Source organism: Spongiibacter sp. UBA1325, assembly GCF_002306875.1.
In the GTDB taxonomy this organism is placed as follows: domain Bacteria; phylum Pseudomonadota; class Gammaproteobacteria; order Pseudomonadales; family Spongiibacteraceae; genus Spongiibacter; species Spongiibacter marinus.
Map to the genome: position 1 here is coordinate 666,932 of NZ_DBTD01000009.1, position 21,151 is coordinate 688,082.

Annotated in this window: 21 protein-coding genes; 14 read left to right on the top strand and 7 right to left on the bottom strand. The window is 56.1% G+C overall.

What is annotated here, in order from left to right:
* Positions 1 to 111: 111 nt before the first annotated feature.
* From tkt to B3K78_RS11640, 6 genes are all read left to right on the top strand, one after another.
* A complete protein-coding gene (tkt, locus tag B3K78_RS11615) occupies positions 112 to 2,112 on the top strand; it encodes a transketolase (protein WP_286695595.1) in 2,001 nt (666 codons plus the stop codon).
* The gene (locus tag B3K78_RS11620) at positions 2,109 to 3,110 is read left to right on the top strand and encodes a type I glyceraldehyde-3-phosphate dehydrogenase (protein WP_204996080.1); all 1,002 of its coding nucleotides are present in this window, start codon (positions 2,109 to 2,111) and stop codon (positions 3,108 to 3,110) included. The genes tkt and B3K78_RS11620 overlap by 4 nt, the downstream gene beginning before the upstream one ends.
* Positions 3,111 to 3,212: 102 nt before the next feature.
* Complete coding sequence (locus B3K78_RS11625) at positions 3,213 to 4,373, top strand: phosphoglycerate kinase (protein ID WP_204996081.1); 1,161 nt, start codon at positions 3,213 to 3,215, stop codon at positions 4,371 to 4,373.
* A 52-nt stretch (positions 4,374 to 4,425) separates the two neighbouring features.
* On the top strand, positions 4,426 to 5,490 hold the full coding sequence (gene fba / locus B3K78_RS11630) for a class II fructose-bisphosphate aldolase (protein ID WP_027875146.1): 1,065 nt from the start codon (positions 4,426 to 4,428) through the stop codon (positions 5,488 to 5,490).
* A gap of 129 nt (positions 5,491 to 5,619) precedes the next feature.
* Entirely contained in the window at positions 5,620 to 6,324 is a 705-nt protein-coding gene (locus tag B3K78_RS11635) for an alpha/beta hydrolase (protein ID WP_286695596.1), read from the top strand.
* 9 nt (positions 6,325 to 6,333) lie between these two features.
* Positions 6,334 to 6,582 (top strand): alpha/beta hydrolase, encoded by a 249-nt coding sequence (locus B3K78_RS11640; RefSeq protein WP_286695597.1) that lies wholly within the window; start codon positions 6,334 to 6,336, stop codon positions 6,580 to 6,582.
* 80 nt (positions 6,583 to 6,662) lie between these two features.
* Here B3K78_RS11640 and B3K78_RS11645 read toward each other — a convergent pair whose 3' ends face one another.
* The 3 genes from B3K78_RS11645 to B3K78_RS11655 form a co-directional block, all read right to left on the bottom strand.
* Positions 6,663 to 7,244, bottom strand: coding sequence for a YceI family protein (locus B3K78_RS11645; protein ID WP_286695598.1), 582 nt, complete (start codon positions 7,242 to 7,244; stop codon positions 6,663 to 6,665).
* Between the two features lie 41 nt (positions 7,245 to 7,285).
* Positions 7,286 to 7,861, bottom strand: coding sequence for a cytochrome b (locus B3K78_RS11650; protein ID WP_286695599.1), 576 nt, complete (start codon positions 7,859 to 7,861; stop codon positions 7,286 to 7,288).
* Positions 7,862 to 7,963: 102 nt separating this feature from the next.
* Positions 7,964 to 8,842 (bottom strand): LLM class flavin-dependent oxidoreductase, encoded by an 879-nt coding sequence (locus B3K78_RS11655; protein WP_027875143.1) that lies wholly within the window; start codon positions 8,840 to 8,842, stop codon positions 7,964 to 7,966.
* A gap of 136 nt (positions 8,843 to 8,978) precedes the next feature.
* Between B3K78_RS11655 and B3K78_RS11660 the strand changes: the two genes are divergently transcribed.
* Both B3K78_RS11660 and B3K78_RS11665 read left to right on the top strand, forming a co-directional pair.
* Entirely contained in the window at positions 8,979 to 9,965 is a 987-nt protein-coding gene (locus tag B3K78_RS11660) for a zinc transporter ZntB (protein ID WP_286695600.1), read from the top strand.
* Between the two features lie 337 nt (positions 9,966 to 10,302).
* Positions 10,303 to 10,680 carry a hypothetical protein gene (locus tag B3K78_RS11665; protein ID WP_286695601.1) on the top strand — a complete coding sequence of 126 codons (378 nt, stop codon included), beginning with the start codon at positions 10,303 to 10,305 and terminating at the stop codon, positions 10,678 to 10,680.
* Between the two features lie 69 nt (positions 10,681 to 10,749).
* Here B3K78_RS11665 and B3K78_RS11670 read toward each other — a convergent pair whose 3' ends face one another.
* Together B3K78_RS11670 and B3K78_RS11675 are read right to left on the bottom strand one after the other, a co-directional pair.
* The gene (locus B3K78_RS11670) at positions 10,750 to 11,418 is read right to left on the bottom strand and encodes a fumarylacetoacetate hydrolase family protein (protein ID WP_286695602.1); all 669 of its coding nucleotides are present in this window, start codon (positions 11,416 to 11,418) and stop codon (positions 10,750 to 10,752) included.
* A 12-nt stretch (positions 11,419 to 11,430) separates the two neighbouring features.
* Positions 11,431 to 12,843 (bottom strand): D-2-hydroxyglutarate dehydrogenase, encoded by a 1,413-nt coding sequence (locus B3K78_RS11675; RefSeq protein WP_286695603.1) that lies wholly within the window; start codon positions 12,841 to 12,843, stop codon positions 11,431 to 11,433.
* A gap of 89 nt (positions 12,844 to 12,932) precedes the next feature.
* On the opposite strand from B3K78_RS11675, the gene serA reads away from it, so the two are divergent.
* The 4 genes from serA to B3K78_RS11695 all read left to right on the top strand — a co-directional run bounded on the left by serA (position 12,933) and on the right by B3K78_RS11695 (position 18,446).
* On the top strand, positions 12,933 to 14,159 hold the full coding sequence (gene serA / locus B3K78_RS11680; RefSeq protein ID WP_204996090.1) for a phosphoglycerate dehydrogenase: 1,227 nt from the start codon (positions 12,933 to 12,935) through the stop codon (positions 14,157 to 14,159).
* A 12-nt stretch (positions 14,160 to 14,171) separates the two neighbouring features.
* The gene (locus B3K78_RS11685) at positions 14,172 to 14,540 is read left to right on the top strand and encodes a hypothetical protein (protein ID WP_286695604.1); all 369 of its coding nucleotides are present in this window, start codon (positions 14,172 to 14,174) and stop codon (positions 14,538 to 14,540) included.
* Between the two features lie 106 nt (positions 14,541 to 14,646).
* Positions 14,647 to 15,669, top strand: a complete 1,023-nt coding sequence (locus B3K78_RS11690; RefSeq protein ID WP_286695605.1) for an LLM class F420-dependent oxidoreductase — start codon at positions 14,647 to 14,649, stop codon at positions 15,667 to 15,669.
* Positions 15,670 to 15,860: 191 nt separating this feature from the next.
* The gene (locus B3K78_RS11695; RefSeq protein ID WP_286695606.1) at positions 15,861 to 18,446 is read left to right on the top strand and encodes a TonB-dependent receptor; all 2,586 of its coding nucleotides are present in this window, start codon (positions 15,861 to 15,863) and stop codon (positions 18,444 to 18,446) included.
* Positions 18,447 to 18,491: 45 nt separating this feature from the next.
* Here the strand turns inward: B3K78_RS11695 and B3K78_RS11700 are convergent, their stop codons facing one another.
* Positions 18,492 to 19,466 carry a class 1 fructose-bisphosphatase gene (locus B3K78_RS11700; protein ID WP_286695607.1) on the bottom strand — a complete coding sequence of 325 codons (975 nt, stop codon included), beginning with the start codon at positions 19,464 to 19,466 and terminating at the stop codon, positions 18,492 to 18,494.
* 139 nt (positions 19,467 to 19,605) lie between these two features.
* On the opposite strand from B3K78_RS11700, the gene B3K78_RS11705 reads away from it, so the two are divergent.
* Complete coding sequence (locus B3K78_RS11705) at positions 19,606 to 19,866, top strand: hypothetical protein (protein WP_286695608.1); 261 nt, start codon at positions 19,606 to 19,608, stop codon at positions 19,864 to 19,866.
* A 3-nt stretch (positions 19,867 to 19,869) separates the two neighbouring features.
* Here B3K78_RS11705 and B3K78_RS11710 read toward each other — a convergent pair whose 3' ends face one another.
* A complete protein-coding gene (locus B3K78_RS11710) occupies positions 19,870 to 20,262 on the bottom strand; it encodes a DUF1761 domain-containing protein (protein ID WP_286695609.1) in 393 nt (130 codons plus the stop codon).
* 131 nt (positions 20,263 to 20,393) lie between these two features.
* Here B3K78_RS11710 and B3K78_RS11715 point away from each other — a divergent pair, with 131 nt between their 5' ends.
* Positions 20,394 to 21,149, top strand: a complete 756-nt coding sequence (locus B3K78_RS11715) for a dienelactone hydrolase family protein (RefSeq protein ID WP_286695610.1) — start codon at positions 20,394 to 20,396, stop codon at positions 21,147 to 21,149.
* Positions 21,150 to 21,151: the final 2 nt, after the last annotated feature.

Below are 21,151 nucleotides of genomic sequence, written 5' to 3' on the forward strand. Positions count from 1 at the left end.
CCGCTTTTATTGGTCCAGCGGCCATTTTTACGCTCCTGATATTTGCTGTATCGCGCGGGGTAGGGGAAAATAGCGCCCTCTTTGCCGCCATCACAATTTCAGGAGCTCCCGATGCCTTCACGTAGCGACCTCGCTAACGCCATTCGCGCTTTGAGTATGGACGCCGTCCAGAAAGCCAAGTCCGGCCATCCGGGTGCGCCCATGGGCATGGCCGATATTGCCGAGGTGTTGTGGCGCGACTACTTGCAGCACAACCCGGCCAACCCTGAGTGGGCCAACCGCGACCGTTTTGTGCTTTCCAATGGTCACGGCTCCATGCTGATCTACTCGCTGCTTCACCTGAGCGGTTACGACCTGTCTATCGATGACTTGAAAAACTTCCGCCAGCTGCACAGCAAAACCCCCGGCCATCCTGAATACGGCTATACCCCCGGTGTCGAAACCACCACTGGGCCGCTGGGTCAGGGCATTGCCAACGCGGTGGGCATGGCCACGGCTGAGAAAATTCTCGCGGCGCAGTTCAACCGCGACGGCCACGATATCGTTGACCACTACACCTATACCTTTATGGGCGACGGCTGTCTGATGGAAGGCATCTCCCATGAGGTATGTTCACTGGCCGGTACCTTGGGCCTGGGTAAATTGATCGCTTTCTATGACGACAATGGCATTTCCATCGACGGTGAAGTGGAAGGCTGGTTCAGCGACGATACCCCCAAACGCTTTGAAGCCTACGGCTGGCAGGTGATCCCAGCGGTCGACGGCCACGACAGCGATGCCATTGCCGCCGCCATTGAGGCGGGTCGCGCCGAGCCGAACAAGCCCACACTGATCTGCTGCAAAACGGTCATTGGTAAGGGCTCGCCCAATAAGCAGGGCAAAGAAGAGTGCCACGGCGCGCCACTGGGCGATGACGAAATTGCCCTGACTCGCGAAGCGCTTAACTGGCCCCACGGCAGCTTTGAGGTGCCTGAGGACGTCTACAGTGCCTGGAGCGCTCGCGAGCGCGGCGCTGCTGCCGAGCATGCGTGGAATGAGAAGTTTGCCGCCTACCAGGCTGCCCACCCAGAGCTAGCCGCTGAATTTAAGCGCCGCCTGAGCGGTGACTTGCCCGCCGACTTTGCCCAGAAGGCCGATGCCTTTATTGCCCAGTGCCAAGACGAGGGTAAGGAAGTCGCCACCCGCAAAGCGTCGCAGCTGTGTCTGGATGCCTACGGTGAGATGCTGCCAGAGCTGCTTGGCGGCTCGGCCGATTTGGCGGGCTCCAACCTCACATGGTGGAAGGGTTCCAAGGCGGTTGAAGCCGACGATGCCAGTGGCAACTACCTGCACTACGGCGTGCGCGAATTCGGTATGTCGGCCATGATGAACGGTATTGCCCTGCACGGTGGTTTTATCAACTACGGCGCGACCTTCCTGGTGTTCATGGAATACGCCCGCAACGCGGTACGTATGGCGGCGCTGATGAAGCAGCGCAGTATCTTTGTTTACACCCACGACTCCATCGGCCTGGGTGAAGACGGCCCGACTCACCAACCAATCGAGCAAATTGCGTCACTGCGTGGCACCCCGAATATGGCGCTGTGGCGCCCCTGCGATATGGTCGAATCGGCCGTGGCCTGGCGCAGCGCACTGGAGCGCGCCGATGGCCCGACGGCACTGATCTTTACCCGCCAGGGTTTGCCTCATCAGAACCGCAGCAGCGCTCAGGTTGCCGCCATTGCTCGCGGCGCCTATGTATTGAGTGACTGCGAGGGCGAACCCGAGGCCATTATTATTGCCACCGGTTCGGAAGTGAAACTGGCGATGGCAGCCCAGCAACAGCTGGCTGAAAATGGTCGCAAAGTACGCGTAGTGTCTATGCCCTGCGCCGAAGCCTTTGAAACGCAAGACGGCTACTATCGCGAGTCGGTATTGCCTAGCAACGTATTGGCGCGCGTCGCCGTTGAAGCGGCGCACAAAGACTATTGGTACAAGTACGTTGGCCTGGATGGCCGTATTGTCGGGATGGACAGCTTTGGCGAGTCGGCGCCGGCGGGTGAACTCTTCAAGCACTTTGGCATTACCACCGAGGCGGTGGTTGCTGCTGTTGAGGACTGCATAGGCGAATGATTCGACTGGCGATCAATGGCTATGGGCGCATTGGGCGCTGCGTATTGCGGGCGCTCTACGAGTCGCCAATGCGCGACGCCATGCGTATTGTGGCCATTAACGAGCCTGCCGATCTGGACACCATCGCGCACTTAACGCGCTACGACAGTACCCACGGCCGTTTTGTGGGTACGGTGGAAAAAGGTGTTGAGTGTTTGCGCATTAACGGTGACGAGATTGCCGTGAGCCACTGCACCGCGCTGCGCGATGTTGACTGGAGTCGGCACAACATCGATGTGGTACTGGAATGCAGCGGTACCCTCGGCAGTGAGGCCGCACTCCATGAACACCTGGAGCGCGGGGCACGGCATGTGTTGTTGTCGCAACCCGGTGAGGCGAGTATTCCGACCTATGTGTTTGGCTTAAATCACCACGGCCTGACCAGCGAGCAGCGGGTGATCTCCAATGCCTCGTGTACCACCAATGGCATTACCCCGGTCATCGATGTGTTGCACCAGGCCTTTGGAGTGCGCTCGGGCTGTATTACCACCATTCACTCGGCAATGAACGACCAGCCGGTGTTGGACGCCTATCACCACACCGACCTGCGCAAAACGCGCGCGGCGGGCATGTCGATGATTCCGGTCGATACGGGATTGGCGGCGGGTATTGGTCGCATCTTGCCGGATCTGGATGGCCGTTTCGCGGCGCGGGCGGTGCGTATTCCCACGCACAATGTCTCGGCAATGGAGCTGAGCGTGACCCTGCAATCTCGGGTGTCACCCAGCGATGTGAATGCGGCCCTGCAAATGGCCGCGCGCGGTCGGCTGAGTGCTGTACTGGGGGTGAGCGAGGAGCCGCTGGCGTCCTGTGATTTTAACCACGATCCGCGCTCCGGTATTGTCGATGCCGGGCAAACGCGGGTGGCGGACGAGCTGGTGAGTGTCTTCACCTGGTTCGACAATGAATGGGGCTATGCCAACCGTATGTTGGACATGGTCGCACACTGGCTGCATTAGGCGGCACTGTTAGCGTGCCCCGGGCAATGTTGCTGTGGGTACACAGATCTGCACAAGCAGGCGAGTTTAGTTCGGTAAACGGATAGTGAAACGGGAAGTGTTATGAACGTATTGAAAATGCGTGATTTGGATCTGGCGGGCAAGCGTCTGCTGATACGTGAAGATCTGAACGTGCCCATCAAGGATGGAAAAGTGAGCTCCGATGCTCGTCTGCGTGCGGCCCTGCCAACCTTGAAACTGGCGTTGGAAAAAGGGGCCAAGGTGATTGTGATGTCTCACCTGGGGCGCCCGACTGAGGGTGAGTTTGAAGAAAAATACTCAATGCGCCCTGTGGCCGACTACCTCAGTGATGCCCTCGGCCAGCCGGTACCGCTGGTAGCCGATTGGCGCGACGGCGTAGAGCTGGAGGCCGGGCAACTGGTGCTATTGGAAAACGTTCGCTTTAATCCCGGCGAAAAGAAAGATGATGAGTCCCTGGCCAAGGCCTATGCCGCGCTCTGCGACATCTTCGTTATGGACGCTTTCGGTACGGCCCACCGGGCGCAGGCGTCGACCCACGGCGTTGCCAAGTTTGCGCCAACGGCCTGTGCTGGCCCGCTGCTGGCCAATGAGCTGGAGAATTTGGAAAAGGCCCTGGCTAACCCTGCGCGCCCGATGGTTGCCATTGTCGGTGGTTCAAAGGTTTCCACCAAGCTGACCGTATTGGAAACACTGTCTGACAAAGTGGATCAGCTGATTGTTGGTGGCGGCATCGCCAACACTTTCCTGGCGGCGGCGGGCTATAACGTCGGTAAATCGCTTTGCGAGGACGACCTGATTCCGCAGGCAAAAGCGCTAATGGAGAAGTGCGATATCCCGCTGCCCAGCGATGTAATGACAGGTAAGAAGTTCGACGAGAACGAGCCGGCAACATTGCGCCCAGTGGAAAATGTCGGCGACGACGACATGATTTTTGATGTTGGCCCGGTGACCGGCTCCGTGCTGGCGGCCATTCTGCGTCAGGCCGGCACCATTATTTGGAACGGCCCGGTGGGTGTATTTGAATTCGACCAGTTTGCCGATGGCACCGAAGACATTGCCAACGCGATCGCTGAGTCAGACGCCTTCTCGATAGCGGGTGGTGGCGATACGCTGGCGGCGGTAGACAAATTTGGTATTGCCGACAAGGTGTCCTACATTTCGACCGGGGGCGGCGCCTTCCTCGAATATGTTGAGGGCAAAGTATTACCGGCAGTTGCGGTACTGGAAGAGCGCGCCAAGTAAGCGCGCTCGCCGATCAATAATTCATATTTAAAAGACTGAAAAGGGAACTCACATGGCACTTATCAGCATGCGTCAAATGCTGGATCACGCCGCAGAATACGGCTATGGCGTACCGGCATTTAATGTAAATAACCTGGAGCAAACCCGCGCCATTATGGAAGCGGCGAGAGAAACCGACAGCCCAGTGATCATGCAAGCTTCGGCTGGGGCGCGAAAGTATGCTGGCGCGCCTTTCCTGCGTCATATGATTCTTGCGGCGATTGAAGAATTCCCTGAAATTCCCGTAGTGATGCACCAGGATCACGGCACCAGCCCCGCCGTTTGTCAGCGCTCGATTCAACTCGGCTTCAGCTCAGTAATGATGGACGGCTCGCTGCGTGAAGATGGCAAAACGCCCTCCGACTATGACTACAACGTCGATGTTACCCGCACCGTTGTCGACATGGCTCATGCCTGTGGTGTTTCCGTTGAGGGTGAGTTGGGTTGTCTGGGTTCACTGGAAACCGGGCAAGCCGGTGAAGAGGACGGCGTGGGTGCAGAGGGCACCTTGTCTCACGAGCAGATGCTTACCGACCCCGAAGAAGCCGCTGACTTCGTTGCCAAAACGGGTGTGGATGCGCTGGCTATTGCCTGTGGTACTAGCCACGGTGCCTACAAATTTACGCGTCCGCCCACTGGCGATATTCTGGCGATCGACCGTATTAAAGCTATCCATGCGCGTATTCCCGACACGCATTTGGTAATGCACGGCAGCTCCAGTGTGCCCCAGGAGTGGCTGGCGATCATCAACGAGTTTGGCGGTGACATTCCCGAGACATACGGTGTGCCCGTTGAGCAGATCGTCGAGGGCATTAAATACGGTGTGCGCAAGGTCAATATCGATACCGATTTACGCCTGGCGTCCACGGGTGCGGTACGTCGCTTTATGGCGCAAAACCCCAGCGAGTTTGATCCGCGCAAATACCTGAAAGAAACCATCAAGGAAATGAAGGCAATTTGTGTTGCGCGCTACGAAGCCTTCGGCACGGCCGGCAATGCCTCCAAAATTAAACCTGTTAGTTTGGAAGCGATGTTTGGCGAGTACGAGTCGGGTCGTTTAAACCCAAACATTAAATAATCTCGGCGCGCATCGCGCACTGATGATTAAAAAGCCCGGTACTGCCGGGCTTTTTTTTGCCCTTTATTTTGTACCTGCAGACGGGGCACACTAGGGCCCGCTAAAAAGGATAAATCTAAGGACCTTGCTATGCCGTGGCCCGATAATATCGACCAAGAAAACCTTCCTTCGCTCAGCCCCTTGTCGTTGCAATCGACCGTCAACAGCCAGCCCTGGCTGCCGGAGTACTGTGCTTACTATGGCATTGACCTTGAAAAGGACTACGCGGGTTTGCGCCATTACATTGGCTATTTTGAGGCGGAGGGCGAACGCATCGCCACGCAGGTGTTCAAGTTGCCCAACGCGCAGCGCACCGCGTTTGTTTATCACGGCTACTACGATCATGTAGGCCTGTTCAACAATGTGATCAATTACTGCTTGAAACACGGTTGCAGTGTGGTGGCTTTCGACCTGCCGGGTCATGGCCTGTCCAGTGGTGAGCGGGCATCGATAGACAGCTTTTTTCGCTACCGCTCCGTATTGCGCGCCGCCTTTGCTGCGGTGGCCCCTTTCGAGCTGCCACCACGACGCTTTGCCATGGCCCAAAGTACGGGTTGCGCCATTGTCGGCTCGCATATTCTGGATGGCGGCAGCGATGACTTTGAGCAGGTGATTTTAATGGCGCCGCTGGTGCGCCCGCGCGCGTTTTGGTGGGGCAAGCCCGCGCACAGCATCATGAAGTATTTCCTTCACAGTTTGCCGCGGCGCTTTGCCGACAATTCCGACGACCAGGCCTTTCTAGAGTTTTTGCGCGAGCGCGATCCGCTTCAGCCGCGCATATTGCCGGTAGCCTAGGTGGGGGCGTTGAAAAAGTGGTTGCCGTGGTTTCACGCTCAGCCAGCGTGTGACTGCCCGGTATTGATACTGCAGGGCGACGCCGATGATACGGTGGATTGGCAGTACAATTTGCCCGTGCTGAGGAAGAAATATCGTCGCTTGCGCGAGGTGATTATTCCCGGTGCGCGTCATCACCTGGTAAAGGAAGGCGAGCACTACCGCGCGCAAATTTGGCAGGCCTGTGATGCGTTTTTGTTTGCCGACCAAGCAGAATAAAAAACGGAGCCGTAAGGCTCCGAAAGAGGGTATTGAGATAAGTCGATAGTAAGACCGGGTGGAAATCTAAAAAGTTCCGTTTACATCATGGTTTGTGCAATGCCTTCAATGTCCAGGGTCATTTGTACCGTGCGCGACGCGGGACCCAGATCAAAGTCGATGCCAAAATCCTTCAGGGCGAATTCAGTGGTGCCGGTAAAGCCTTGGCGGTAGCCGCCCCAGGGGTCTTTGCCGCCGCCAATTTCTGTCACATCAATACTAATTTCACGAGTTACGCCGTGTAGCGTCAGCTGGCCTTTCAGTTCGGCTTTCCCGTTACCCTTAGGGATAAATGCAGTGCTTTCAAAGCGGGCCTGAGGATACTTCTCGACGTGAAGAAAGTCCTTGCCGCGCAAGTGCTTGTCGCGTTCGGCATGGTTGCTGTTGACGCTGGCAGTATCAATGACAACGGTCACATCCGAGTCTTCGGGCTTTTTGGGGTCGTAGCTAAAACGGCCTTCGAAGTCGTCAAAGCGACCGTGCAACCAGCTGTAGCCCAAGTGCTTGATCTTAAATTGAATGAAGGCGTGGGCGCCGGCGGTGTCGATTTTGTATTCGGTGGCGTGAAGGTTACCGCTCAGGCCAATGAGTAGGGCGGCGGTGAGTGAGAGTAAGGTTTTCATACATACATCCTCTGTTATTGAGTGGTGAGCCAGTGCTGAAACTACTTCGACCGCGAGTCCGGTGCTTGGTTGGCAAGTCCGAGCATTTTTTTCAGGGTGTTGTCGCGGTTGTAAAAATGGTGCTTGAGGGCCGCCAGTGCGTGCACACCGGCCAGCAATACAATGGCCCAGGCAAGAATCTCGTGAATCTCGCCGGCAACGTCTTCCTGGTTGGGCAGGTCCTGCACCGTCGCCGGCACACTAAACCAATTAAAAACCTCGATGGCACGCCCGTCGGCGGTTGAGATCAGATAGCCAGCAAGCATCATCACGACCAGCATGGCATACAGGCCATAGTGGGTGAGGTGTGCGCTCAAACGCTCCCAGCGCGGGCTATTCGGCGGGCCCTGCGGTGTGGGGTTGATCGCGCGCCACAGCAGCCGAAAGACCAGCAGCGCCAACAGGATAAGGCCGATGCTTTTATGAATATGGGGGGCGCGCTGGTACCAGGTGTCATAGTAACCGAGGTCGCGCATCCACAAGCCGAGCCCAAACATGGCGAAGATGGCCAGGGCCATGCCCCAATGCAAGGCGATGCTTACCCAGCCGTAGCGGGTGCTGGTGTTTCTAAGGGGCATAAGACTCGCGTCTCCATACGATGACAGTACGCCCAGTATAGATAGGGTGAGCTGATAAAAAAGCGGATTTATCTGCGTTAATTTATCAGCTATTTCGATACATTAACGACCGGCGAGCAAATTGGCGAGGCGGTCTACCTCGGCCAAATCGGCGCTGGCGGGCACCAATTGAATTTCGTCGCAACCGAGTGCTTCAATGGCGTCGAGCCCGTCGAGTATGGCCTTCGGGTCGTGCATGCGCATGGTTGCGGCGACCTTTTCCGCTTCGGCGTCGCCGAAAATTTTCAGGTAGTCGAAAACATAGTCGCGCAGTGCCTGCTCACCATTGTCGGCCAGAGAGTACCAGAAGCCACCCATGCGATAGGGTTTGTCGGGGCGCTGACTGTTTGCCCAGGCTTGGTCGGCAGCCTTGAAAAAATAATCGATCAGCCCGGCGTCGCCGTCCATGGCAAAGCCATACAGACCATCGGCCCACTTGGAAACGCGGTCGATACTTTTGGGGCCCATCGCACCGGCGAGAATAGGCGGGCCACCCGCTTGCACGGGCTCGGGGCCAATCTCGTCATAGTCCTCGATTTGCTCTCCCCGCCATACCCGTTTCATCAACGCGATTTGATCGTCCATGCGTTGGAAGCGGCCTTTCATGCTCGCGCCGAGCGCCTGGTAGTCTTTTTCACGACCGCCCACGCCCACGGTGAGCGTGACGCGACCCTCGGAAAGAATATCCAGAGTGGCAATTTCTTTAGCGGCTTGAACAGCGCTGTGCATGGGCAGCACATACAGTGCCGGGATAATGCGCACGCGCTCGGTACTGGCGGCTGCGAAAGCCAGGATGTTGCGCATTTCCATGCTGTAGCCTGTGATGCGCTCACCACATGACAAGCTGTGGAAGGGGCCTTGGTCGATAATGCCGCACCAGTCTTTAAAGGTTTGACGGCTCAGGCCGCGTTTCATATAGGGAAGGCAGACGCCAATTTTCATTGCTGTTCTCTTATCGTGTTTTTTTACCATTCTAGGCGGATGAAGCACTTAGCGACTCACCCAGAAAGAGGAGGCTGTGAATACGCTAGTCTGCGGCTCATTTGCGTGCGATGATCCGGAAAACGGTGGAGGCTTTATGAGCGAATCAATTATCTACGCCTTTATTTTCGATGGGCGAGGCGGTGCACGGGCAATTACGCGCGAGGAAATAGACCTCTGGAAGCCCGAGCAAGGTGTGCTCTGGGTACACGTGGATTACAGCCACAGTGACACGCGTCCGTGGTTATCTGCTTTCGCGAGTCGTGAAGATATTACGTCGCTGGATGATCTGGCAGTTGCCGCGTTGCTGGCAGAGGAAACGCGGCCCCGCGCGGCGGCCCACAATGGCGGTCTATTGATGGCGCTGCGCGGCGTTAATATGAACCCCAATGCCGACCCCGAAGATATGGTGTCGGTGCGTATATTTGCCGACGCCAATCATATTATTAGCTCGCGAAAGCGGCGCTTGCTGTCGATGGACGATGTGGTTGGTCGGTTTGCGCGTGGTGAGGGCCCGTGTTCTAGCGCGGAGTTTGTGGCACTGCTATGTGAGCGTTTGGTTAGCCGTATGGCCGGGCCAATAGAGGAAGCTGAAGATTGCGTGGATCTGTTGGAGGAGTCATTGCTGACGACGCCGCGCGCGCGACTCAGAAATCAATTGAGCGATTTGCGTCGCCAGGCAATATCACTGCGCCGTTACCTGGCGCCGCAGCGAGAGGCTCTGAACTGGATATTAAGTGAACGTGTCGCCTGGTTTGATAATGATGCCCGGGCCACGGTTCGTGAATCCGGTGATCGCTTAGCGCAGTATATTGAAACGCTCGATAGTGTGCGTGAGCGCGCCGCCGTTACGCAGGAAGAATTGGTCAATCAAATTTCCGAAGAGTCGAACGCGCGCATGTATGTGCTGTCCATTGTTTCGGCGATCTTTTTACCGCTCGGCTTTGCTACCGGTTTATTAGGGGTGAATGTTGGCGGAATTCCGGGGGCGGATAATCAGCAAGCCTTTATGCTATTCGTTGGCATGCTAATAGGCGTAGCGGTATTGATGTTGGTTTATTTTCGATATAAACGCTGGCTTTAAGGCACCTCTGATTAATTCGGTAATGGCTCAGCGGAGCCTCTCGCGTGCACTGGCGAGGCGCAGCGCGAAGGTCAAGGGTGGTTCTCCTTGATGAGTGTTGCAACGACGGCCAGGCGAAATAAGGCAAAGCCTGAGTTATCACCGAATTAATCAGAGGTGCCTTAATCATTATTAATGGGAATTCAACACAATAATCGCGCGATTGTAGGTTAGAACTTCGATATTTGGTTTATTTCTTGTGAGTGCTGATTGATAATTAAGCGAAGCATATTTTCCTGGCGCGACTATTATTTAGTTAAGCGTTATTTTTCATTCAATGATTAGTTAAGGATATCTTATGGATATTGCAAAACTTCAGAAGCAGCTCGAAGCAGAGCACAAAGCGCTTGATCAGAAGTTCAAGTTTATTTCAGATCTGCAAGCACTGATGAAAAAGCACGGCCAAACTGCCGAAGGCCTGCTGGAAATTTTGAATGAAACTGAGGCTGCGGCACCTAAGAAGCGCGGCCGTAAACCCGCTGCGGGCAAAGCCGCTCCCGTCGCAAAAAAAGCGGCTGCTAAGAAGCCTCGCAAGAAGCAGGCCGCGCGCCCACTGCGTAAGTTTAAGCATCCAAAAACCGGTGAAGTTGCAGAGACGCGCGCGCCACAGGTTGATAAAAAGATCCGTGGTTGGGCAACTGAGCTGAAGACTGACTGGCGCAAGCTGGAAGTTTAAGTTCGTCGCACAGACAGAATTAAGCCGTTTGGCTTGATAAAAAAAACCGCCTTAGGGCGGTTTTTTTGTTTAGGGCGTTTGCACTTCTGTTGTCACACTGAGCAGCTTGTCGAGCTGGCAGGTAAGGGTGTCGCCATTTTGCAGTGGCCCCACGCCTGCCGGGGTTCCCGTCAGCACAATATCGCCGGGCTGCAATGTGAAGCTATGACTAATGTCGGCAAGTAATACATCGATGGGAAACAGCATGTCGCTGCAGTGACCCGATTGCTGCCGTTCACCGTTGCGATGCAGCTCAAAACGTAACTCTCGCCAGTCGGGGACACTGGCCGCCGGAACAAATGCCGACAGCGGGCAGGCGCCGTCGAATGCTTTGGCTCTCTCCCAGGGGTGGCCTTTGGCCTTTAGTTCTGACTGAAGCTCCCGAAGGGTGAGGTCGAGTGCCAAGCCGTATCCCGCTATCGCGGCCAGGCAGTCTTCAGGTTTCGCCTGGCTTAACGTCGAGCCGATCAGCAGGGCGACCTCTAGTTCGTGGTGGCATTCACCCTTGCCCTGTGGGAGCGCTATTGGCGCTTCCAAGGCAGCCAGGGCGCTGGCGGGTTTGATGAAAAGCAGCGGCTGCTCGGGTACCGGGTTATTCAATTCCTTGGCATGAGCCGCGTAGTTGCGGCCCACACAGACGATTTTTCCCGGTGGCATCTCCAGCGGGCGACCATCGATAAAACGGTGTTGCGAATACATGGCAAAGCCCTTTTAGTCGAAAATTTTTCCTGGGTTCATTACACCGTTGGGGTCAAAAACCTGCTTCACGTGACGCATCAGCGCAATTTCCTCGGGGCTGCGCGAGTATTGTAGATAGTCTTTTTTCAGCAGGCCGACACCGTGCTCGGCCGATACGCTGCCGCCGAAGCGTTGCACAATATCGAACACCGCCAGACTGACCTTGCCACATTGCTCAAAGAATTCACTTTTATCCAGACTGTCTGGCTTGAGAATATTCAGGTGTAGATTTCCGTCGCCAATGTGTCCAAACCAAATGATCTCAAAATCCGGGTATTCGCTATTTACGATATTCTCGACTTCGCTGAGGAAGTTGGGGACTTTTGAAATGACCGTGGAAATATCGTTTTTATAGGGCGTCCATCGTGAAATGGTTTCGGAGATATCCTCGCGCAGACGCCACAGGTTTTTTAGCTGCTCAAGGCTTTGGCTCATTACGCCATCGAGTACCCAGCCTTCCTCTACGCAGGCTTCGAATAAGGCCATTGCCTGTTCTTCGGTTTCGTCGTTGAGTTTTTCGAATTCCAGTAGGGCGTAGTACGGGCACGTCGACTCGAAGGGGCGCGGCAATTTGCTGTGCTCAACGACTTTTTGCAGCGCTTGCTCGGAGAAAAACTCGAAGGCAGTCAGGTCCATTTCTGATTGAAAACGGTTGAACAGGTTCATGATGCCATCGAAGTTCTCAACACCCAGTACAAAGGCGGTGAGGTTTTTCGGTTGTCGGGTTAACTGCATCGTTGCTTCGCAGATCAGTCCGAGGGTGCCCTCGGCACCGATAAACAGCTGGCGAAGGTCGTAGCCGGCATTGTTTTTAAGCAGGCCGTTGTTCAATTCCAGTATGTCGCCAGCGCCGGTGACAACGGTCAGCCCGGCAACCCAGTCGCGGGTCATGCCCCAGCGAAGAACCTTGATACCGCCAGCATTTGTGGAAATATTACCGCCAATCTGCGAGGAGCCCGCAGAGGCGAAGTCGACGGGATAGTAGAGGCCCTGCTCGTCGGCGAAGTGCTGTAGCTGTTCGGTAATCACGCCAGCCTGACAGCGCACGGTGCGGTCGATAGCGTTGAAGTCACTGAGCTGGTTCATATAGTCGAAGGAGACAACCACCTCGCCGTTGGCAGCCACGGCGCCGCCGCTCAGGCCGGTGCGACCGCCACTTGGTACCACTGCCAGCTGTTCGGCGTTGGCCAGTTTAACAATGGCTTGAACGTGCTCGGTGCTGCGCGGAAAAACGACCGCCAGTGGTGCGGGCTCCCAGGCCTTGGTCCAGTCTCGGCCGTGGCTGTGAAGGGTGTCGGCGTCGCAGCGAACTTTGTCTTCGCCAACAATGGCTTGAAGCTCAGCAATAACACGCTCTGGAGAGGAATGGGGATTGGCGGAAGACATGGCAAATTGCCTCGGAAATTGACTACAGGAAAAGCGTTTTATGATACCATATTGCGCTTTCATATTTCCCCTCCGAGAGCACATCCCCGATGGCAAAAACCTCCCTAGACAAGGCCAAGATTAAATTCCTTCTCTTAGAAGGTGTTCACCAGTCCGCCGTAGACGCACTCCACGCCGCTGGCTACAGCAACATCGACTACTATCAGAAGGCCCTGCCCGACGATGAGCTAAAGCAAAAGATCGCCGATGCCCATTTTGTTGGCATTCGCTCGCGTACCCAGCTGACGGCTGACGTGTTTGATTCGGCGAAGAAATTGATCGCGGTGGGTTGCTTCTGTATCGGCACAAATCAAGTAGACCTAAAAGCGGCAACTGAGCGCGGTATTGCGGTCTTCAATGCGCCGTTCTCCAACACGCGCTCGGTCGCCGAGCTGGTGATCGCCGAAGCGATCTTGCTGTTGCGCGGCATTGCTGAAAAGAACGCCGCGGCCCACCGTGGCGAGTGGATGAAAAGTGCTGTCGGCTCTTATGAAATTCGCGGTAAGCGCCTGGGAATTATCGGCTACGGTTCTATCGGTATGCAGCTTTCGGTTATCGCGGAAGGTCTGGGTATGGAGGTGTGCTTTACCGATGTTGTGAACAAGCTGCCACTGGGCAATGCTGTTCAAGTGAGTTTGGGTGAATTGCTGGCGACCTCCGATATTGTCAGCCTTCATGTGCCGGAAACGGCGTCCACGCAGGATATGATCGGTGCCAATGAGCTGGCCCAGATGAAGAGCGGGGCGATCCTGATCAACGCCTCGCGCGGTACGGTTGTTGATATCGATGCCTTGTGTAACGCGCTGAGCGATGCCCGCTTGTCAGGCGCTGCAATCGATGTATTTCCCGAAGAGCCGCGCGGCAATAACGACGAGTTTATCTCGCCGCTGCGTGAATTCGACAACGTTTTCCTCACGCCGCATATCGGTGGTTCAACGGTAGAGGCTCAGCAAAACATCGGTCTGGAAGTGGCCGATAAGCTGGTGAAATACTCTGACAATGGCACAACAACCTCGTCGGTTAACTTCCCTGAAGTGGCGCTGCCGGCCCACCCAGGCAAACACCGTATTTTGCACGTGCACCGCAACGTGCCGGGTATTCTCAGTGCCATTAACCAGATTTTCTCTGAGAACAATATCAATATCTCGGGTCAGTACCTGCAAACCAACGACCAAGTCGGTTACGTGGTCATGGATCTGGATAAGGACTCTGGGGCCTTGGCTCAAGAGAAGTTGTCGCAGATTCCCGACACTATCCGCTGCCGCTTGCTGTTCTAAGTCAGCGCACTGATGGCTGAGCTGGAACGCCTTGAGGCGCTGCTGGATAAAACGGCCCTGGTGGCGCTGAGCTACTTTGATGTAGACGGCGCCGCATTGCAGCAGCGCATGCTGTCGGGCAAGGTCGTGCGGGTAACGCCGAGCGACGGCATTACTCTGCGCCCGCTTCAGGGTGAGGAATTTACCCTGCCCTCGTCCATTTCGCCGTGGTTTATTGCGCCGCCAGGTCAATACCGCGATGGCGCTGGCCACGCTGTCGACAACCCGGATTACCTGGTCACGTGGAATGTGTATCGCTGCCAAGATAAGGATAAGCCAGAGGGCGAGCACCAGTGGTGGGAGTGGGTGGCCAATACCCAGCCACCCACGGTGGGCAGCTGATCTTTTTCGCCACTGCCAAAATGCCAATTGAGCTGTTTTGCCATAGGTCTGCGCAAGCCACCTTTCTATACTGAGCGCTTATTCGCACAGTTAGAAGGACGCGGCCATGAAACTCGGCTTACATTTGGGCTACTTTCAAAAGCAACCCACAGATCGCTTTATCGAACTTGCACAGGCTGCGGAAAACCTCGGCTTTGACTCTGTGTATACAGCGGAAGCCTACGGCTCCGACTGTTTTACCCCCTTGGCGGCGATCGCCGCAATGACCTCTAAGATTCGACTGTGTACCGGCGTTATGCAAATTTCGGCGCGTACCCCCGTGTGCGCCGCGATGTCGGCACTGACCCTCGACCATATTTCCAACGGTCGCCTGTGTCTGGGCGTGGGGGTATCGGGGCCGCAGGTTGTTGAGGGCTGGTATGGCCAGCAGTTTAAGCGCCCTTTGGAGCGCACGCGTGAGTGGTTGGATATCTTCCAGCAGGTGATTGCCCGTGAGGCGCCGGTGGAATTCAGCGGCAAGCAGTACAACCTGCCCTACAACGGGCCGGATAGCCTGGGTCTGGGCAAGCCCCTGAAGAGTATTACCCATCCGCTGCGCAATAAGATTCCGGTATTTCTCGGCGCTGAAGGGCCTAAGAACATCGCTCTTGCGGCAGAGCGATTCGACGGCTGGATGCCGATATTTGTCTCGCCCTACCGTATGGATATCTTTGAGGAAAGTCTGGCAAATAAGCCTGAGGGCTTCGAAATTAATGCCATGGTGAATTGCATCATTAACGATAACCTCGAAGAAGCGATGTTCCCGGGCAAGATGACCATGGCTCTCTATCTCGGCGGCATGGGCGCCCGCAAAGATAACTTCCATAAGAACTTGATGGGACGCATGGGCTTTGGCGACGAAGCCGAAAAAGTGCAGGACCTGTGGTACGAGGGCAAACACGAAGAGGCGATCCAGGCCGTGCCGGATGCCTTGGTGGATGAAATTTCCCTGGTGGGTCCGAAGGAGCGAATTAAAGAGCGCTTGCAGGACTGGAAGAAATCACCGGTGACCAGCCTGATGATCGGTCACCGCGATCACTTTGAGACGTCGGTCGAAACCATGGAGTTTTTAGCTGAGGCGGTTCTCTAAGCCTGCCTGTTCAACCTTTTCCCCCACCACCGGCCGGGTGGTGGGGCGCTTCTTGTTCTCTCCTCCTTTAAATTCGCAAAGACCCATAACGAAAACATTGTGTTTTAGCGTTGCTGTAGTTAGGCTACATATGTGCGTCGCGTGTTTTGGCGCGCCATAACAATAATGAATAATTACAGATGGTACTCACTATGCGTATGTTCTCCTGCGTCGGCCGGGGCTTGCTGCCCGGCTGCGTGTTGCTGCTGGGTGCGAGCCCGGCATTTGCTCAACAAGCGCCAGTTGCCGCCAAGGAAAAAATGGGCGGTACTATAGAAGAGGTGCTGGTAACCGCCCGTAAGCGCTCGGAAAATTTGCAGGAAACACCGGTTGCTGTCACCGCGATGAGCGGTGACGACTTGCGTGCCCAGGGCATTTTGAGCACCACTGAGTTGAGTAAATCGGTGCCCAGCTTGCAGATTAACGACAGTACGTCTGCGCAGATCTTTATTCGCGGTATTGGTCAGCGGGCGCCGATGGCGCGCTTCGATCCCTCGGTGAGTGTTTATCTGGACGGTATATTTATTCCGCGCCCGGATGGCCAGCTGCTGGATACTATCGACGTCGACAGTGTGCAGGTGCTGCGCGGCCCTCAGGGCACCTTGTTTGGCAAAAACAATACCGGCGGCGCACTGGTTTTCACGCTGAGCAAACCTGAGGATGTTGCCGGTGGTTATGTGGAGGGCGGCCTGGGTAGCTATGGCGAGAACCGGCTGCGGGCAGCGGTAAATATGCCGGTGAGTGAGGACTTCCTTACTCGCCTGTCAGTGAATAGCCACCGCCGCGACGGCTTTCTTGAGGACCGCAGTATCGGCGACACGCAGTCCATTGACCGACTCTCGGCCATCTTTCAAACCCGCTGGCTCGCCAGTGATAGCCTGACACTGGATACCCTGACCTTTCTCGGCAAAATTCGCGAGCGCTATCCCACCTATCACTGCAAAATTGTCAATGATGATGCCTTGTTTGTGGATGGCCTCGGCCTGCTGTGGCCGGGCGATACTGACCCGAGCAACCCCCGGGCGTATCGCGACAACTGCGAGGCGAATGACCGGGATAAGCTGCCCGATTTGGTGACCAATCAGGGCGATCAGCAGTATCAGGTTAAAGATCAAGATGTTGTGCTGCTCGGCGCGACGGCAGACTGGGAGCTCAATGCCGATCACAGTATCAAGGGTATTTTTGGCTACCGCGACGCGGTGAAAGGCGGGCCTCAGAGCAATGCGGATGAAGGCGGCCCAGCGCCCTTTTTGCGCGGCATCGTGTTGGGTGACAGCGACCAGGAATCGCTGACCTTAGAATTGCAATTCAACGGCCGGCTATTCGATGGCGCCGTAGACTACACGGCGGGGCTGTTCTGGCAAGATGAATATAAGAACGAGCGCTTTATGGTCGGTAGCCCATTGGTCGGTGCCGATTCCACCTCCTTGGCGCAGTTGTTGGCCGGGCAAGTCCCCAACCCGGCATTGATCCCCCCGGGTGGCACTAACCCTCCGGTGCTGGGCGCGCTGGTGCCTCTGGCGACGGTGCAGGATTTTGAAATATTCGGCGAGACAGCGGCGGCCTTTGCGCAAGCAACGTGGCACATTACCGAGGACTGGGAGCTGACCGTCGGCGGTCGCTACACCGAAGAGAGTCGCGACTCCGAACTGGCTACACGCGAGGCCGACCTGGCGGCGGTGTCTACCGCCTTGACCTCGGCTGACCCGCGATTTGTGCCGGTCGAGCCGTCGATGGGCATTCATACTTTTCTGGGCACGTGGTCTCAGGACCCGCTGAGTATTGCCCAGGATATTCTGCGAGAGGCCTACCCCGATATCATCGGTGCGCCATTAGGCGCTGCCAAAAACTACGAAACCAGCAGCACCTTTAAGGAGTTCACGCCGATGGCATCAACCTCCTGGGTGCTGCCGGAGTCGCTACTGGAAAATAGTCTGGTGGATTCCGCCATGGTCTATGCCACGTGGAGCAATGGCTTCAAGTCGGGCTTTCACGAGCCCAGCGGGGTCGATGGCTTAGCGGTGGTTGAACCGGAGTTGCTGGAAAACCGTGAAATCGGCTTCAAGATAGACGCACTGGAGCGGTCGCTGCGCTTCAATGTGGCGCTGTATGCCATGACCTTCGAAAATATGCAGCTGATCACCGTGAGCGTGGACTCGGCCAATTCGCTGATCGTGACCTCGCAAAATGCCGGCGAGTCGACGATTGAGGGCGGCGAGATGGAGCTGACGTGGCTGCCGACCATGAATACCTTGATTACCCTGAGCTACAGCAATAACAACTACAGCTTTGTCGAGTTTGAAGATACGGCTCTGCTACCGCTGGCGGTGGCGGGCGACAGCGTTGCAATCGATCGCAGTGATGAAGAGTTTGCGGTGTCGCCGAGGAAAACGGCGGCACTGGGTGCTCAGTACACCTTGAATACAGAGGTGGGGTTGTTTACGCCGCGTATTGATTTGAGCTACAAGGGTGAAGTGTATATGGGCTTGGATGACGCCTCCTGGGACGTGGCCAAGCGCAACCCGGGCTTGGTGTATGCCGACGACTATATGCTGGTCGACCTGCGCCTGAGCTGGAGCAATCGCGAGAACGACCTGAACATCGCCGCCTACGTGAAAAATGCCACCGATGAGCGCTACGATATTGGTGCTGTGGCAACGGGTGAGTCGCTGGGGACTTATGCTCAAGCGCTGGGGGATCCCCGGTTTTACGGTGTAGAAGTCTTTAAGCGGTTTTAAGCGAGTGCTGCCGCCTGCGCAGGGCAAGGCGGCGCTAGCGTTTCTTTATTGCTGGTGATAGTCCAGGCACTGCGTCACTTCATCCGCGGCGCCGAGGATCACGGGGACGCGCTGGTGGATATGCTCGGGCTGAATGTCGAGAATATTCCCGTCGGGGGTGCAGACTTTGCCGCCGGCTTGCTCGACGAGCAGTCCCATTGGGTTCGCCTCGTACATCAGGCGCAGTTTGCCGGCCTGCTCGGGTTTGCGGGCGTCCCAGGGGTAGCAGAACAGACCGCCGCGACACAGTATGCGGTGCACATCGGCCACCATCGCTGCCACCCAGCGCATGTTGTAATTCTTGCCTCTGGGGCCTTCGCTGCCCTGTAGCAGTTCACCAATATAGCGCTGCATAGCGGGGTGCCAGTGGCGCTGGTTCGACATATTAATGGCGAATTCCTTGCACTCCCTGGCAATGCTGACCTCGGCCTCGGTGAGCAGGTATTCCCCCGAATTCGGCTCGTAGGTAAACATCACCACGCCTTTGCCTAGGGTTAATACCAGCATTACAGATGGCCCGTAAAGTACATACCCCGCAGCCAATTGTTGGCGGCCCGGCTGTAAGAACTCGGCCTCGCTAACGGCGCCTTCGCCGCGGCTGCCGAGCACCGAAAAAATGGTGCCGACCATACTGTTTATATCGATATTTGACGAGCCGTCCAGTGGGTCGAACGTGACCAAAAATTCGCCATCATTGTGGGCGGCGACGACCTCATCTTCCTCTTCAGAGGCAATGCCGCGCACGCTGGGCAATGCTGACAGTGCGGTTTTAATGCGCTCGTTGGCGATCACGTCCAGCTTCTTTTGCTCTTCTCCCTGAACGTTCTCTGCACCGGCGGCACCGAGAATATCATTCAGCGCGCCGCCGGACAGGTCGTCGCGAATGGCGCGGCTGACCTCGGCAATCGACAAAATCAGTTGTGCCAGTGTCGATGAAGGCGCGTTAGAGGAAAGGTAGTCAGAGAGGTTCTGGCGGGACATATCGGGAGCATCCGGTCGGTGTGGTGACAAAGCCGCTATTATGCCAGTGGGGGTGCATCAGTAACAGTACGTTGCGCAGGCGAGGTTACTGTTCTAGCTTCAGGGGGAGAGGTCGCGTCGCAACAGGGAGGTTGTCGAGATGCGTGGGTGGATCATTGTCGGACTAGCGGTGTCACTGCTGTCATTGGAGGGTGCCAATGCAGCGGATTGGCCACAGTGTAAAAGTGCCAAGCGAGAGGCGGTGCGTTTGCAGCAGGCCTTGCGCGATGGTCGTAAGTTGAAGGGCTATAAAAGTGGTGCCGCCATGAAGCGGGCGCGAAAAAGCCGGGAGCTCTGGTTGCGCAAGAACTGTCGCTATCATTCCCGCCGATTGCGGGAGGTGGAGCGCAGCATGATGTGAGCGCTAATAAATGATGCTGTGCATCAAGTAACTGAGAATGGTGGTCGCGCCCAAAAAACTGCAATCAATAAGGGCGACCTTGCGATTTTTAGCCTGCACCCGGCGCAATAGCCAGGCCACGCTAATATAGCTGCTGAGGCAAAGCATCATTGTGCCAGACGGAAGCAAGCCCTTGTGCAGCAACATCACCAGCACCCCAACCATCCAGCTTTGCAGCAAGCAGGCGCTCGCCATTGCCAGCAACGACGATTCCGGGCCAGCCGCTTTATCGCTGAGCCCCTGCTCTAAACGCCAGGCGTCGCCGAATACTCGCGGTGAATACCAGATGTAGCCAAGCAGTAAACTAAGGAGAAAGGCACTGGCTGCGGCGCCTGGGTGGAGGTCAAAAATCGACATGAGACTTGGGTCCGTACCGCAAGAGTTATCATCACCACTGGGTGTTGATGTAGAGTGTAGTCTGTAATGTTGAGAATACGAACCACGATGTGGTTTTTCATTGAGGCTGTTAATCAGGGAGAGAAAAATTAATGCGACTTTTTTCGTTATTGTTCGCCGCCATTTTGGCCTTGTCGGGCGTCAGCCAATCACTGGCCGCCGAGAAGGTTCAGCTGCCGGACGATCTCGGGGCTGCAATGTTGTACAAGGCCAAGCGCAGTGACGCTCCCGCAGTTGTTGTGGTGCACGAATGGTGGGGCTTAAATGATTACGCTCGCAAGCGCGCCAAGATGCTTGCTGAGGCTGGCTATACCGCCATTGCTGTCGACATGTACGGACACGGCAAAACAGCGAGCCATCCAAAAGATGCCACGGCCTTTATGAATGCAGCACTCGCTGAGCCGGAAAAAATGAATGCCCGCTTTGATGCGGCGATGGCTATTTTGAAGCGCCAAACCAAAGGTGATATCTACGCGATTGGCTACTGCTTTGGTGGCGCTGTGGTGTTGAATCAGGCGCGTCGCGGGCTGGATTTGGCGGGAGTGGCGAGTTTTCACGGTAGCCTGGGTACCGAAACCCCGGCGCAAACGGGCGCGGTGAAAGCCAAGGTGCTGGTGGCCACAGGTGGGGCTGACCCCATGGTGCCCGCTGAGCAAGTCGGCGCCTTCGTTGAGGAGATGTCTTCTGCAGGTGTGGATTTACAGCTGATGAGCTTCCCTGGCGTTCAGCATAGCTTTACCAACCCCGGTGCCACGGCCGTCGGTAAAAAATACGGTCTGCCATTGAGCTATGACGCCAAGGCTGACAGCCAGAGCTGGGCAGCCCTGATGCGCATGCTGGAAGACTAAGC